At 65.6% G+C, this 15,464-nt stretch carries 14 protein-coding genes; 10 read left to right on the plus strand and 4 right to left on the minus strand.

Going from position 1 to position 15,464, the window contains the following annotated elements:
- Positions 1-13 precede the first annotated feature (13 nt).
- Entirely contained in the window at positions 14-823 is an 810-nt protein-coding gene (locus tag ABW16_RS00575) for a CbbQ/NirQ/NorQ/GpvN family protein (RefSeq protein ID WP_047317191.1), read from the minus strand.
- 10 nt (positions 824-833) lie between these two features.
- Positions 834-2,504 (minus strand): nitric oxide reductase activation protein NorD, encoded by a 1,671-nt coding sequence (locus tag ABW16_RS00580; protein WP_047317192.1) that lies wholly within the window; start codon positions 2,502-2,504, stop codon positions 834-836.
- An 88-nt stretch (positions 2,505-2,592) separates the two neighbouring features.
- On the opposite strand from ABW16_RS00580, the gene ABW16_RS00585 reads away from it, so the two are divergent.
- On the plus strand, positions 2,593-3,522 hold the full coding sequence (locus ABW16_RS00585; RefSeq protein ID WP_047317193.1) for an SDR family NAD(P)-dependent oxidoreductase: 930 nt from the start codon (positions 2,593-2,595) through the stop codon (positions 3,520-3,522).
- A 3-nt stretch (positions 3,523-3,525) separates the two neighbouring features.
- Here the strand turns inward: ABW16_RS00585 and ABW16_RS00590 are convergent, their stop codons facing one another.
- The gene (locus tag ABW16_RS00590; protein WP_047317194.1) at positions 3,526-4,728 is read right to left on the minus strand and encodes a cytochrome P450; all 1,203 of its coding nucleotides are present in this window, start codon (positions 4,726-4,728) and stop codon (positions 3,526-3,528) included.
- Positions 4,725-5,348, minus strand: a complete 624-nt coding sequence (locus tag ABW16_RS00595) for a TetR/AcrR family transcriptional regulator (protein WP_109519433.1) — start codon at positions 5,346-5,348, stop codon at positions 4,725-4,727. Before ABW16_RS00595 ends, ABW16_RS00590 begins: the two co-directional genes overlap by 4 nt.
- Before the next feature lie 246 nt (positions 5,349-5,594).
- Between ABW16_RS00595 and ABW16_RS00600 the strand changes: the two genes are divergently transcribed.
- From ABW16_RS00600 to ABW16_RS00640, 9 genes are all read left to right on the plus strand, one after another.
- Positions 5,595-6,389, plus strand: a complete 795-nt coding sequence (locus ABW16_RS00600; RefSeq protein ID WP_047317195.1) for a spirocyclase AveC family protein — start codon at positions 5,595-5,597, stop codon at positions 6,387-6,389.
- 224 nt (positions 6,390-6,613) lie between these two features.
- Positions 6,614-7,477 (plus strand): MlaE family ABC transporter permease, encoded by an 864-nt coding sequence (locus ABW16_RS00605; RefSeq protein WP_047317641.1) that lies wholly within the window; start codon positions 6,614-6,616, stop codon positions 7,475-7,477.
- 5 nt (positions 7,478-7,482) lie between these two features.
- Positions 7,483-8,340: an ABC transporter permease gene (locus ABW16_RS00610; protein WP_047317196.1), complete on the plus strand. Its 858-nt coding sequence runs from the start codon at positions 7,483-7,485 to the stop codon at positions 8,338-8,340.
- Between the two features lie 2 nt (positions 8,341-8,342).
- The gene (locus tag ABW16_RS00615) at positions 8,343-9,791 is read left to right on the plus strand and encodes an MlaD family protein (protein WP_047317642.1); all 1,449 of its coding nucleotides are present in this window, start codon (positions 8,343-8,345) and stop codon (positions 9,789-9,791) included.
- Positions 9,788-10,828 carry an MCE family protein gene (locus ABW16_RS00620; protein WP_047317197.1) on the plus strand — a complete coding sequence of 347 codons (1,041 nt, stop codon included), beginning with the start codon at positions 9,788-9,790 and terminating at the stop codon, positions 10,826-10,828. The genes ABW16_RS00615 and ABW16_RS00620 overlap by 4 nt, the downstream gene beginning before the upstream one ends.
- 7 nt (positions 10,829-10,835) lie before the next feature.
- Entirely contained in the window at positions 10,836-11,918 is a 1,083-nt protein-coding gene (locus ABW16_RS00625; RefSeq protein WP_047317198.1) for an MCE family protein, read from the plus strand.
- Positions 11,915-13,051, plus strand: coding sequence for an MlaD family protein (locus ABW16_RS00630; protein ID WP_052956769.1), 1,137 nt, complete (start codon positions 11,915-11,917; stop codon positions 13,049-13,051). Before ABW16_RS00625 ends, ABW16_RS00630 begins: the two co-directional genes overlap by 4 nt.
- A complete protein-coding gene (locus ABW16_RS00635; RefSeq protein WP_047317199.1) occupies positions 13,048-14,181 on the plus strand; it encodes an MCE family protein in 1,134 nt (377 codons plus the stop codon). The genes ABW16_RS00630 and ABW16_RS00635 overlap by 4 nt, the downstream gene beginning before the upstream one ends.
- A complete protein-coding gene (locus ABW16_RS00640; protein ID WP_082133888.1) occupies positions 14,178-15,464 on the plus strand; it encodes an MlaD family protein in 1,287 nt (428 codons plus the stop codon). The genes ABW16_RS00635 and ABW16_RS00640 overlap by 4 nt, the downstream gene beginning before the upstream one ends.

Raw genomic sequence — 15,464 nt, forward strand, 5'->3', positions numbered from 1 at the left:
GACGGACCGTCAATCATCTCTCGGGCAGGTACACGTCGATCATCTCCGCAAGTCCGCCGCTCACCTGCGAGTCGTCGGTCAGCGGTCCCGCGATGGCCGCGCGGGCCGCCTCGCGCGGGGCCAGCCCCTCGGCGATCAGTCGCCCGGCGGCGATCAGCACCCGCGTCGACGCCACCTCACGCAGCCCGCCGGTCTCCACGCGTCGAATCGCCTGCCCGAGCCGGACCAGTTCGGCGGATCGCTCGTGGTCGACACCGGCCTCACACGCAACGATCTTCTCCTCGACGTCGGTTGCGGGGAAACCGAATTCAATGGCCACCATCCGCTGCCGAGTCGAATCCTTGAGATCCTTGAGCACACTCTGGTACCCGGGGTTGTAGGACACCACCAGGCCGAACCCCGGCGCGGCATCGAGGGTCACGCCCAGCCGCTCGATCGGCAACTGGCGGCGGTGATCGGCCAGCGGGTGCAGCACCACGGTGGTGTCCTGGCGGGCCTCCACCACCTCGTCGAGGTAACAGATCGCGCCCTCGCGCACCGCCCGCGTCAGCGGCCCGTCCACCCACTCGGTCTCACCGCCGCGCAGCAGGAAACGGCCGACCAGATCCGCGGTGGTCAGATCGTCATGGCAGGCAACGGTGACCAGCGGCCGGTCCAAGTCATGGGCCATCGCTTCGACGAAGCGGGTCTTCCCGCAGCCGGTGGGGCCTTTGAGAACGATCGACAACCCTTGCCGGTAGGCGGCTTTGAAGACCTGTTCCTCGTTGCCGGTCGACACGTAGTAGGGGCGCGGACCGTGGGCCGCAGGTGTCATGTTCTTCATACCCTTCTCTTCACGCAACACGTCGTCGCAGGTCGGCCGAGCACAACGCCGAGCGGAACAGCGGTCCGATCACCCGGTTGAGTTGGTCCAAGCGGGGAATGGTCGCGTGCGCGGCGCTGCCGAACACCCGGCGCAACTCCTCGACGTCGGTGGCCGCCCCGACGGTCAGACACAGGCAACCGGTGCCGCGTCGGCGCGCCTCAGCGAGTGCGCGGCGGGCATCGGCCGCGCCGTAGCGGCGCTCGTAGCCGTGGTCATAGGCGAGCCCGTCGGAGAGCACGACAAGCAGCCGCCGCGGAGTCCCGCCACGGCGTTCCAAGACGGTGGAGCCGTGCCGGATGGCGGCCCCCAGCCGCGAGTAGGCACCGGGTTTCAGACCCTGCAACCGCCGCATCGCCAGGACGTCGAGCGCCTCGTCGAAGCGCTTGACCGGGCTGACGTGCACCGCGGATCTGCCCTGCGAGTGAAACGCATAGAGCGCGAGGCGATCCCCCAGGTCATGCAAAGCCGTGGCCAACGCAGCGGCCGCCGCGCGTTGTTGCTCGTGCACGGTCTCACCAAGGGTGCCGGGCTCAGCCGCGGAGGCCGAGACGTCCAGCAGGATCAGCACGGCAAGATCTCGCCGCCGGCGCAGGCTGTCCAGGTAGACCGCTTCGTCGGGCGCCGAACCGGCCAGCGCTTCGACCCGGCCCTCGATCGCCGCATCCAGATCGATGTCGTCGCCCTGCGGTTGCCGGTGATAGCGATCCAAGCCCACCCCGAGCCGGGCCAACGGCCGGCGCAAGCCGTAGTCGGCGGGCCGCAGCACCGTCTTGGTATCGGGACTGGGCACGACCTCCACGACGGTGCACCAGTTCGGCCGGTAGCACCGGCGGTGAACGTCCCATTCGTGATACGTCGCGCCCACCGGGTCGCGCGCGACGTTGTCATCCTCAACGGCGCCGACACCGGCCGACGACACGGCATTGCCGAAACCCCGGACCCCCGATCGAGTCCGATGGGTGGGCGCATCCGCACCCGGTGGCCCATTGCCCCGCAACCGGCGGGTCACCTCGAGCATCTTGGCGACCAGTCGGCCGAGCGCGCCGCTGCCGCCGACCGGACTCGAGAAGATGTCTACCGCGTCTTCGGCGGCGTCACCCTCGTCGAGGTCGGCCAGCGGTCCGCTCTGGCGGCGCGGTCGCTGCGCGTCCTGGGCCAGCGGCTTGGCTCCGTTCTTGTGCTCAGCCAATAACTTTCCCGGCCGAATGACGCCGAACGCGGGTGGTGCAGTGGCGTCGACCGCGTTTGCCAAGGTCAGCGATTCGGCGGGCGATTCGCTGCGGGCGGCCAGCTCGTGGTCGATCAACGACGCCACCGCCGGCGGCAGCAGCTCGACGCCGGCCGCCAACGCCCGATGCCCTTCGACAGCGAGGTAGCGGGCCGTGAGCGCGGGGCGCCGGACCAGCCTGCGCACCAGTTCGGGCTCCAGGCTTCCGGCCGCGAGCAGGCAGGCCTGAACGGTGACCGCCTCGAGTTGACCGGCCGCGCCGGCGGCCGGGTCCACGAAGACGGTCTTGCCGTCGGTCCACGCGAGTTCGCCGACACCGGCTGCTGCCACCTGCAGTGCACGGCCGGACAGCGCGGATGCCAACAGGTTCCAGCGCTGCACGGATTCGGCGGCTTCGTGGTGGTTCGTCACGGACCCCCATCCGCTAATTGACCAAATATCTGTTCCACCGTAGAGTCCGGCACGACCGCAGTCAATCAGTCGAGGGGTAGGCGCCGCGTTGATCGATTTCATCGGCCAGGTTGTCGTCGTGACCGGGGCTGGGCGCGGCCTCGGCCGGCTCTACGCGCTAGAGCTGGCGAAGCGCGGCGCCTCGGTAGTGGTCAACGACCTCGGTGGGTCGATGGACGGCGACGGCGCGGACGCCCAGGTGGCCGACCTGGTGGTCGACGAGATCACTTCCGCCGGCGGCGTCGCCGTCGCATCGCACGACTCGGTGGATGGCCCGACCGGCGGGGAGGCAATCGTCGCGCGTGCCGTCGAACGTTTCGGCCGCCTCGATGCCGTGGTCAGCAATGCCGGGATCTTCAACAGCATTGCGTTTGAGGACATGTCCGCCGACAGCTGGCGGCGAATGCTACGAGTGCACCTGGACGGCGGGTTCTACCTGAGCCGGCCCGCCTACCGGGTGATGAAGAAGCAGGGCTACGGCCGGTTCGTGTTCATCTCGTCATCGGGCGGCATGTTCGGCCAACCGTTGGAGGCGCACTACGCCGCCGCCAAAGCCGGATTGGTCGGGCTGTCCAACGTTATCGCGATCGAGGGCGCGCCACACGGCATCAGATCCAATACCGTACTGCCGTTTGGGTTTTCCCGAATGGTCACCGATACGGTGGCCGACCCGACGGCGATCGAAGAAGCCGGGTTCCTCCAGGCGATCCGGCCCGAGCTGGTGGTTCCGATGGTGGTCTACCTGGCCAGCCGCGACTGCGGTCTCACCCATCACAACTACTCAGCCTGCGCAGGCCGGTTCGCACGTGTCTTCGTCGGCCTCGGCCACGGGTGGGCTGCCGATACCGGTGACGATCCCACCGCCGACGACGTCGCGGCGCACCTGGCACAAGTGTCGTCGACCGAGCCGTTCACGGTTCCGGACTCCATTTTCGACGAGGTGTTCGGTGTCTGCGATCGGCTCGGCATCGCGATGTGAGTGTCATCGGGTGGCAACGGGTAGCCGCGCCCACCCCCGCACGCTGGCGGTGTGCGCGCGTTCAGCACCTGCGTAGTCGACTTCCCAGTCCGGCCACCGCTTGAGGACCTCCTCGAAGGCCACCCGCGCCTCCAGCCGGGCCAGCGCCGACCCGAGGCAGAAGTGCACGCCCTTGCCGAAGCTGAGGTGGCCGCCCTCGCGGTGGATGTCGAAGCGATCCGGGTCGGCGAAATGCCGATGGTCACGGTTGGCAGAACCGTTCAGCAGCAACATGAACGACCCTTCGGGAACCTGGCGGCCGTAGTGCTCGACGTCGCGCGCGACATAGCGCGCCTGCACCGGCGACGGCGGTTCGTAGCGCAGGGTTTCCTCGACCGCACCGGGAATCAGCGAAGGATCGCGGGCGACCTCGCGGCGTTGATCGGGATGATCCGAGAGCAGTTGCGCCATGAAACCGATCAGCCGGGCCGTGGTCTCATTTCCGGCCCCGGCGATCATGGCGGTATAGGCCAGCACTTCGGTGCGAGACAGCGGACGTCGCGTGCCGTCGGGCTCGTCGATCTCCGCCCGCAACAGATCGGTCATCAGGTCATCGGAGGGATGGTTGGCGCGCCACTCGATGTACTCGGCGAACATGACGATGGCGTCGGCGAATATCTGTTGGCTGATGTCACCGGGTTCGCGCCCCTCGGCCATCTCGATGAAAGAACCGTTGCGCTCCCGGATCGCCTCCTGGTCCGTCTCCGGGATCCCGAGTAGATAGCCGATCGTCCGCATCGGCATCACCACCCCGAGATCGGCGATGAAGTCGAACCCGCCGGCACCTACCAGGGGGTCCAGCTCCTTGACGCAGAAGTCACGGATCAGAGGTTCTACGGACAGCATCCGCCGCGGGGTGAAGACTCGCGAGAGCAGGCTGCGGTGCAGGTCGTGCAGTGGCGGATCCTCGAACAGCAGGATGCCCGGCGGTACCTCGAGGTTGTTGAACAAGATGTCGGCGGTGGTCCCTCGACCAGAGCGATAGGTGTCCCAGTTCGGCAGCTCGCGCGCCACGTCGTCGTAGCGGCTCAGCGCGTAGAAATTGTATTTCTCGTTGTAGTACAAGGGCGTTTCGTCACGCATGCGCTTCCACACCGGATACGGATCGTCATCGATATCGCTGTCGAACGGGTCGTAGTAGAGCCCGACCGCGCTGGCGCCTGTCATGGTCGTGTCCCTTGGTCGCTCCGGTGCAGGAAGCCGTGCAGGCTCGCCTGGGTGAGTTCCTCGACGATCACCTTTCGCGAAGGAGGCCTGGCCCCGAAGTACGTCGACCGCAGTGCGGCCATTCCGGCGATCATCGCCACGGTGGAGTGCGCCGGCAGGTTCGGGTGCGCTGATCCGATCGATCGCAGGTTCATCCCCTCCGCGCTGATCTGGCCGAGCAGCGTGATCGCCCGCCGAACGTCGGCAATGCCAGCCTGCGCTGCCTCTTCCTCGGTGAGCGAGTCCGCGGCCATGAGCGTGACCAGCAGCCCCTGATGGCGGACGAACACGTCGTAGAGCCGCCCGACAAAATGGCGGGCCAACTCTTCTTCGCCGGTCTGTTCCGGATCGAGCGACTGCCACGTCCGGCAGAATTCATCGACGAAACTAGTGAACGGCGTGACGAGTGCCTCACGGAACAACGTCGCCTTCGAGCCGAAGTGACGGAACAACAGGGGTTCGGTGACCCCGGCCACCTGCGCGATCTCGCGCGTGGTGGTGCTGCGATAGTCCTGGCGGGCGAAGAGGTCTCGGGCGGCGTCAAGCAGCAGCCGACGCGGCTCGCCGCGCGACCTGCGCATGGCCGGGCCAGGCTGCGCGGTGTTGGAAACTCGCTGGGGCAATCTGTTCCACTCCTTGAATCGCACTCGCCGTCGGACAACTTTAGGATAGTCTCCACTATCTACATTGGATAGTGGCCGCTATCTATTGAAAGTCGCCGTCGAAGGAGGCGCGGACGTGGGTGCTGTGATCATGCTGGGCACGCTGTTCGGACTGATCGTCCTGATCTACGCCCTCGTGCTGCGTTTCGATCCGGAAGCACGCCGGTGAACGCCGGGCTGGCGCCCTCACTGCAGGCCGCCCAAAGTTTCTCCTACATCAGCGGAATCGCGTTCTTCGCTATGGGCGCCTACCTGAGCTGGCGGCGGCGACACCTGCACCCACTGCTGCTCTTGAGCATCTCAGCCATATCGTTCTCCTGGATCGAGGCACCCTACGACTGGGCGGTGTATGCGCAGTTTCCGCCGGCACTGCCCCGCATGCCTTCGTGGTGGCCGCTGAATATGACCTGGGGCGGCCTGCCCTTGGCCGTGCCCATCGGATACATCTCGTACTTCGTGCTGCCCGCGCTGGTGGGTGCCCGGCTCGGGCGCGGAATGGCCACGAGGTTCGGTTGGCGACGACCGACGACGTTGCTGACCGTGGGGCTCATCGTGGGCTGCTGCTGGGCATTTCTTTTCAACGCCATCCTGGGCGCCCGACTCGGTAACTTCTGTTACGGCTACGTGATTCCCGGCCTGGCGCTGTGGGAGGGAACCCCGCACCAGTACCCGCTTTACGACTCGCTGGCCATGGGTGTGCAGATGATGGTCTTCACCTACCTGCTCGGCCGAACGGATTCGCAAGGAAGGAATGTCATCGAGATGTGGGCCGACAAACGGTCGACCACTCGGCTGCAATCGTCGGTGCTGTCCATCATCGCGGTCATTGTGATCGGAAACGGGTTGTACGGAGCGGTCTTCGCGCCCCATCTCGCCACCAAGCTCGGCGGCTGGGTGACCGCGGGCCCCAGCGAGCCACTGTTCCCGGGCGTGCCGAACCAGCCTCTCGAGGGCCGTTGACGGTGCCTTGACAAGGCCCTCACCAGGCGGCGCCAAAGCGTTGACCACATACCGCACCGCGCGATAGGCTCCGCTGACGAAACCAAACATTGGGTCCGCTATGCCGAGACGACGGCATTGCGGCTTCTGCAGGTGGGGCCGGTTTGGTACGTAGGTCGGTCAACGGCTTGGCGTCCGATGGTGACTTTCGGGTCGCGATCGTCGAGCAGAACGGGGAGGGTCCGCTGACTGTCTCATCGGAGCGTGGGGAGTATGCCGACGGAGATTCGCTCGCCGAGGTCGGAGCATGGCTTCGGTCCTACGCCTGGTCGCACCCGTTGCGATCGCTGGGAACGGTGGGCGGCCAGACCACTCTCGGGCTGCGCACCGTGCAGTACCTGTTCATCGACCTGTTCACCGGACGCTTCGCGATGTCGGAGTTCGTCAAGCAGGCGGCATTCATGGCCGGCACCGCACTGGTGCCGACACTGCTGGTGACGATCCCCGTCGGTGTCACGCTGTCGATCCAGTTCGCCGTGCTGGCCGGCCAAGTCGGCGCGGAGTCTCTGTCAGGCGCCGCGAACGGGCTGGTGGTGATACGCCAGGGCGCTCCCCTGGTCGCCGCGATATTGCTGGCGGCAGCGGTCGGTTCGGCGGTGAGTGCGGACCTGGGTTCCCGGACCATGCGCGAAGAAGTCGATGCGATGGAGGTGATGGGGGTTTCCGTCATACGCCGATTGGTCGTTCCGCGCTTCGCCGCGCTGATTCTGGTCGGCGTTGCGTTGACCGGTCTCGCGACGTGCGCCGGGTTCTTCGTCGGCTACCTGTTCAACGTCTACGTTCAGAGCGGAACACCGGGATCTTTCGTCGCAACCTTCGCCTCCTTCGCGACCGTCGATGACCTCGTCCTGGCCCTGGCCAAGGCGATCGCCTTCGGCGCGATCGTCGCCGTCGTGGCATGTCATAAGGGCTTGGACACCCGTGGCGGACCGGCCGGGGTCGCGAATTCGGTGAACGCTGCGGTGGTCGAATCGATTCTGCTGCTGATGATCGTCAATGTCGGAATGAGCCAGCTCTACCTGCTGCTCTTTCCCAAAGCGAGCTTGTAGTCGCCATGGCCGTAGCCGTCTACCGCCCCCGTGCGGTTCACCATGTCTTTCAAGCGGCCGAGGTCGTGTGGCGGCCCATCGCCAAGGCCGGCCACATGCTGGACTTCATCTGTCGTGTTCTGGTGGCGGTCCCGGTCATGCTGGCTCGCTACCGTCGGGAGTTCATCCGCAACCTGTCCGACATCGCCTGGGGCAACGGGGCGCTCGTCGTGGGCGGCGGCACGATGGGGGTATCGGTCGTGCTGGGTATCACTGCCGGCGCACTACTGGCCATCGAGGGTTACAACGCACTGAACCTGTTGGGCCTGGGTCCGGCAACCGGCCTGTTGTCCTCGTGGGGATCGACCCGCGAGTTGGTGCCGGTCATGATCGCCATCGCTTTCACCACCCAGGCGGGCTGCCGTTTCACCGCCCAACTGGGCGCCATGCGCATCGCCGAAGAGATCGACGCCATGGATGCGCTGGCGATCAAGCCCATTCCCTACCTGGTGACCACCCGGGTGGCGGCGTCGGTGTTGGCTGCCATTCCGCTGTTCCTGGTCTGCCTGGCTGCGGCATACCTTTCTGCGCAGGTCGTGGTCGGAGTCATCGCGCACACCTCCGCGGGCACCTACGGACACTATTTCGCCCTGTTCAGCAGCGCTCGTGACGTCTTCTACGCGACGATCAAAGGCGTCGTTTTCATCTTCTTTGCCGCCGTAATTCAGTGCTACTACGGCTATTTCGCTTCGGGAGGTCCGCAGGGCGTCGGAGTCGCCGCGGGCCACGCGATGCGGGCCACCATCACGGTGGTGATCATTTTGAACGCCCTACTGACGATGGCGATGTGGGGCGTCAACGCCGGCGCGAGGTTCGGTGGCTGATCATGCCGAACTCTTTCGACGCCAATGACCGCGGACCTTCCAACCTTCGACTGTTCGTCAGCGGGTTGGTCTTGTTGGCGATCGTGGCGATCGGCGTGGCACTGCTGATCGCGCAGTCACAGGGTGTCCTGCAGCATTCCGTTCGGGTCAGTGCCGAACTCACCAACGTCGGCGACGGCCTGCCGGTGAAATCCGACGTGAAGTTCCGCGGCGTCCTGGTCGGATTCGTGTCAGCAGTCACGCCCGCGACGGCGGGTCATCCCAACATCGTCCGTATCGACCTCAGCCCCGCGTATGCGCCCGGGATTCCCGACACAGTTACCGCCCGAGTGGTGCCGTCCAACGTCTTCGCGGTCTCGTCAGTGCAGCTGGTCGACAACGGCACCCACTCGGCCCCGGTGCGGTCGGGAGCGGTGATCGGCGAAGATCAGGCGTTGCCGACGGTGCTGTTCCAGACCACGCTGAACAAGTTCCGTCAAGTGCTCGCCGCCGTGGGCCGCCGGCCCTCCACCGACAGCGTCGGATGGCTCACTGCCTTGGGCGATGCCACCAGCGGACGGGGCGATCGGCTGCAGCAGGCCGGTCGCAACCTGAACGAGATCGTCGACGAACTCAACACGGTTGTCACCGGCGACGAGCTGGGACCGTCGACGATCGCCGCACTGACCGAGGCCACCGCTGCGCTCGGTCACACCGCGCCGGAACTCCTCGACGCACTCGACGGCGCCGTTACGCCCATGCGCACGCTCGCCGAAAAGCGTTCGGAACTGATGAATCTGCTGTCCGCCGGCCTCGGTACAACCGGAATTCTCGGCGATGCCTTCGACCACAACACCGACCGGATGATCGACATCTCCACCAAGCTGACACCCGTCTTGGGCGTGCTGGGCGATCACGCCGAGACCCTGCACGCGATCGCCACCCGGCTGACCACACTGGTCGGCCGGGTCATGGAAGTCGCCTGGAACTACGACACGAACCAGCTGCAAGCCAAAGCCGTCATCTCGCTGAACCCGACCAGGACCTACGTACGAGCTGACTGCCCGCGTTACGGCGACATGGCCGGGCCCAGTTGCTTCACCGCCCCCGAGGTCCCGACCGCGCCGGCATTGACACCGTCGCTCGAATCCCGCGGGTTTCCACTGCCTCCCGGCATTACCGAGAACCGCCCCAACTTCGCACCGCCGCGGGGTTCGGTGTTGCCGCCCGCCGGCGGCCCCGAACCGGCACCGCCGGAGCCGGTAGCCCCGGGCCCCGAGCCCGCGGCTCCGGCACAGCCTCAGGCGGCCGTCATCGGCGGCAACGTGGGCCCGGTCGGCAGCACCAGGGAGAAGCAACAGTTGGAGGTCATCATGGGCGATCAGGCCAACACTGCCGCCGAACTGCTCCTCGCACCGCTGCTGCGCGGCAATACGGTTCGGTTGACGGCGTACTCCGGCGGTGACCGATGAGGTATCGCAAGGCGTTACTCGGGCTGAGCCTGTTCCTGGTGGTTTCCACCACCGCCACGTGGTTGGTCTTCGTCACCCTGCGCCGCGAAGTCACCGGCCCGACGAACAGCTACAGCGCGGTATTCACCGACGTATCCGGTCTGCACAGCGGCGACGACGTACGCACCGCGGGTGTTCGGGTGGGACGCGTGGACCGAGTCGAGTTGGAGGGCAACCTGGCCAAGGTCACCTTCCGGGTGCCGAAGACCCACGCACTCTACGACGACACCACCGCATCGGTGACGTATCAGAACATCATCGGCCAGCGGTACCTGGGACTCTCCCCCGGAACCGCGTCCCCGCACAACTTGTTACCGGATCACGCCAGCATCCCGGTCGAGCGCACCAACCCGTCGTTCGACATCTCCTATCTGCTCAACGGATTCGAGCCGCTGTTCACCCTTTTGAGCCCGCAACAGGTGGACAACCTCACCAGCGGCATCATTGCGGCCTTACAAGGCGATTCCGCGTCTTTGGTGACATTGATCAGTCAGACCTCGGCACTTGCCGAGTCGTTCGCGGGTCCCGATCAGATCCTCGGCGACGTCATCGCAAACCTCGACGAGGTCGCCGCGATCCTGGCGCGCCAAGACCGCGACCTGCAAGCCGTGATCGACCACTCCCGCGCCGCCTTGTCGACCCTGGCCGCCCGCCGCGATGAGCTGGTGGCGTCGACCGGTTCGATCACCCACGCAACGGATCGATTGTCGGTGCTCCTGGATGCGGTCTATCCACAGCTTGAAGAATTGCTGCTGCGCGAGCCCGGATTCGTCGGGCATCTCACGGGCGAGGGACGGCAACGGTTCGCTCATTACGGCGCGAATCTCGTACTGGTTCTCAAAGGCCTCGCCCGGGCAACCCAAAGCGGAAGCTACATCGACGGATACATCTGCGACATCAACTCCACGGTGTTCGCGTTCCTGGGCCGGGTGATCCCCGGCACCGTCAAACTCGCCTCGCCGGGCAACATCGTCCAACATTCACCGATCTGCAGGTAGACGCACGATGTCGCTGAGCCGCAAGCGCCCGATCGAGGGTTACAACCCGATCTGGGTGGGCACCGTCTCAGTGGCCGTCATGGCATTGGTCATCATGGCCATCGTCGGTATCGGCAAGTTGTCACTCGGCCGGACCGGGTATCGGGCCGAGTTCGCGCAGGCCGCCCAGCTCAGTCCCGGTGACCAGGTCACCGTGGCGGGAATCGAAGTCGGCACCGTGAAAGACGTCGCACTCAGCGGCGATCGCATCACAGTGAAATTCACCGTCGGCAACGGTGTGCGGTTGGGCGATGCGTCGCGGGCGGCAATCAAACTGACAACTCTGCTGGGCCGGCGCTATCTGGAGCTCTCCCCCGCCGGAGCCGGCGAACTTCCTTCCCGCACCATCACATTGGCCAACACGTCGGTCCCCTATAACCTCCAGGCCACGCTGGCCGACGCGACCACCACCTTCGAGCAGGTGGACGCCGACCGCATCGCTGAGTCGATGGCCGAGATGAGCAACGGCCTCTCCGGCGTACCCGAGGCGCTGCCCGAGGCCCTGCGCAACGTCCAATCACTGGCGGCCGTGATCTCAGCCCGCCGCGATCAGATCGGTTCACTGTTGAAGAACGTAGACACCATCACCCGCGTCATCCGCGACCAGAAGGCCGACCTCGGCGCGCTGGTGATCCAAGGCAGAGACCTACTCCAAACGGTCAACGCCCGGCAGGCTTCGTTACACCGGCTACTCGAGGGCACCACCGTATTGGTCGACACTTTGAAGACGATCTTCGACGACGAGCCCGCGATCAACGAAATGCTGGCCAACATGCAGCAATTCGCCGAGATGGCCGCCAAGCACGACGCGCTGGTCCGCAACACGCTGCAAGTGATGCCGGTGGCCTTCCGCAATCTGGCCAATGCCAGCGGCAGCGGCACCGCACTCGACATCAATCTGCCGTCCGGGGTGCTCATCGATTCCTGGATGTGTGCGCTCAGTGGGCGCGGCACGCAGTTCGGGCTGGCGCAATACTTCACCGATTGCCAACCCACCGCGGACCCGTTTCCGGGTTGGCCGCCACCGGACCCGGCGAGGCTGCCCGGATGAACCGTCACACCACTCGCACCAAGTCCATCGCGATCGGATTGGCCCTCGTCGCGTTCAGCGGAATTCTGATCTGGTGCCTCACATCCGGCGACCCACACCGCGCGCTGACCGTTACGGCGCAGTTCGAAGAAGCCGTCGGACTCTACGAGGGCAATGCGGTATCAGTGCTCGGCATGCCGGTCGGGAAAGTCACCGAGATCAACCCCAAAGACAGCTACGTGGAGGTGAAGCTCGTCATCGATAGGGACATCGACATTCCCGCCGATGTTCAGGCGGTTACCGTCGCCACGTCCATCCTCACCGATCGGCATGTCGAACTGACGCCCACGTACGGCGGCGGTCCAAAATTGCGCGACGGCGACGTGGTGGGTCTGGCCCGCACCAGAACGCCCGTCGAGTTCGATCGCACACTGGCCATGGCCGACAAGCTGTCTCGCGCTCTGGACGGTGATGGTCAGGGCCGCGGTCCGCTTGCCAACCTGATCGGAATCGGGGCCAAGATATCGTCCGGCAACGGACCCGAGATCAAGTCGGCCCTCGATCAGCTCTCTGCGGCCTTACGCCTGAGCTCCGACAACGGCGCCGCCACCGGAAAGACCATTTCGTCCATCGCCGCCAGCCTCGCCGACTTGACCCAGGCGGCTGCGGACAACGACACCACGATCCGCGAATTCGGTTCGAACATTCGCGCGCTCAGCGATGTGATCGCCGCCGAGAACCTTGGTGCCGGCAGTACCGGCGCCAAGGCCAACCAGATCCTGGACCAGGCCGCAGCCCTGCTGGAAAGGAATCGCGACACCATGAAAGGCGCCGTCGGTGATTTCGGCGCCCTCACGACCACTCTCACCGACAATCGCCGCCAGGTCGAAGAGATCCTCGACGTTCTGCCCCTGGTGGGCACCAACATCTACAACGCCGTTGATCCCAGCGGCCACACCCTGCGGATCCACCCCACGCTCGACAAGCTGCTGCTCAACGGCCAGATGGCCAAGGAGATCTGCAATCTGGCCGGTATCAAAGACCTTGGCTGTGCCACCGGGACGGTCGCCGACAATGCACCAGAATTCGGCACCACTTTCTTCGTGGAGGGAATGACCGGACTACTCGAACACATGGCGGGAGTCGGACGATGACGCCACAGCGGGGGATCACCGCGGTCCGCCGTGCGGTCCGATCCGCGGTCGCCGCGGGATTGGTATGGGCGTTGGCCGGTTGCGCGGGCGGCCTGGCAGACATTCCCCTGCCGGCGCCGGGGCGGGTCGACGGGGACATCACCCTGACAGCCCTATTCACCAACGCGTTGAACCTTCCCGTGAAAGCGAAGGTAAAGCTCAACGGCGCCGACATCGGCGAAGTCGAATCCATTCATGCTCAAGACTTCTCGGCTGTGGTGACGATGAAAGTCAGTGCCGACATAGCGCTGTACACCGACACCATCGCCGAGTTGCGCTCAGCGACTCCACTGGGCGACATCTTCATCGCGGTGCGACGCGGATCCAATACCACGGACGATTCTGCGCGGCTGCGCGACGGCGACACCATCGCCTTGGACCACACGACTTCCGCCGCAACGATCGAAGACGTACTCGGCTCGGCCGCGCTCCTGGTCAACGGCGGCGCGATACGCCGTCTGGTGTCAACGGTCAATGGGGCGGGCACGGCGGTGGGCGGGCGGGGCGAAAAGGTCGCCGCACTGCTGCATAACTCCAACGCACTGCTGGCGCGGCTGAATGACCGCTCGACGCAGATCGACAACGCGCTGCGCAACACCTCCGATCTCGCCGCCACCTTGTCGGATCGCCGCGAGACCCTCAATACGGTTCTCGCAGCGGCCACGCCGGCCACGGAGGCCCTCGCCGACAACGCCACCAGCGTCGCCGACCTGCTTTCTGCGACCGGCCGGATCACCGCCCAGCTCAACCGCTTTCCATCGATGCAGGGCACCGATACCCGGAGCACCATCAGCGATCTCAACCGACTGTCCGACGTCTTCAACCAGATCGCCACCGACCCTGACCTCAATCTGAACATCTGGAATCGGATGATCACCGGGATCACCCATATCACCAGCGGGCCCGACATCCACGCGGTCGGAGTCGTCACGCAGCTGGCGATCGCGGCGTTGCCCGACAAGAACTATCCCGGTGATCCCGGAATTCACGGTCCCGACGGCACGGACTGGCACGCCATGATCGGCAGCCTCCGATATGAGTGGAACCTGTTGTTGAGCCGCATATACGGGCCTGAGCATCAGCCGCGATGATGAACAGCCCACTGCACCTCCTGGAAGCGCCGGCGCGACTGCTGGTCGATTCGGCACACACCCTGCGCCGCCACCGTGTCGCGGTGTCGGCGGCTGGCATCATCATCACCCTGATCGTCGTGTTGGTCTATATCGTCGGCGGAACCCTGGGCATAAGCCCTTTCCGTTCGACCATCGCCGTGCGGGTGCACCTGCGCGAATCAGGGGGTCTGCTGCCGAATCAGGACGTCACGTTGCGTGGGGTACGGATCGGCAAGGTCGACGCGGTATTGCTCGGCGACACCGATGTCGTCGCATCGGTCTCGATCGACAGCCGGAAGCGGGTGCCGCGAAACAGCCGAGTCCGGGTTTCAGCTCTGTCAGCGGCTGGCGAGCAGTACCTGGACTTCCAGCCCGAGCAGCCCGGCGGGCCCGCCCTTACCGACGGTGCCGTCATCGACCAGGACCAGACCGCGGTGCCGGTCTCGCTGGCGCAACTTCTTGCCGACGCCAACGGGCTGCTGGCTCAAGTGGATCCAGAGAAGCTTGCTGCCATCACCACCGAACTTCGGGTATCGAATCAGGGGCCGGCCAAGCTCGCGGCCCTGCTTGACGGCGGGGCATTCCTCATCTCAACCCTCGACTCGGTACTGCCCGAAACAGTGAGTGTCCTGCGGACCAGCCGTACCGTCCTGACCACCTTCGCCGACACCGGACCCGGGTTGATCAGCACCTCGCACAACCTGCACGACATCATGGCAGGAGCCCGGTCCATGGATGGTGGATTCCGCGTCCTGATGGATCGCGGCCAGCGTCCCCTCACCATGATGGACAGAATCGTCGACGACAACTCCGACACGATGGTCCAGCTGCTGGGCAATCTCGTCAGCACCGCCCAACTCTCGTCCGCGCGGCTGCCCGCCCTGAACGAAATCGTCAACTCGGATCGCGGCGGCTCGGCGGTAGAGGCGTTGAGCGGCGTGGTGCGCGACGGGGCGGTCTGGGTGATCGCGGATCTCTACCCGCGGTACAGCTGCGACTACGGGCTTCCGCCGCTTCCGCCCGCCATACCGAACTATCCCGAGCCGTATCTGTACACCTACTGCAAAAATCCCGACCCGTCCGTTCTGGTCCGCGGCGCCCGTAACGCACCACGTCCGCCCGAGGATGACACGGCGGGCCCACCCCCCGGTTATGACCCGAGGGCTCAAGCCGATCCGGTTCCGCCGGACCCACGCACGCTGCAGACGCCATTCGGTGGCGTACCGATGCAGGTGCAACTACCCCCGGACCCGCCGAGCTGA

The organism is Mycolicibacter heraklionensis (assembly GCF_001021505.1).
GTDB lineage: Bacteria > Actinomycetota > Actinomycetes > Mycobacteriales > Mycobacteriaceae > Mycobacterium > Mycobacterium heraklionense.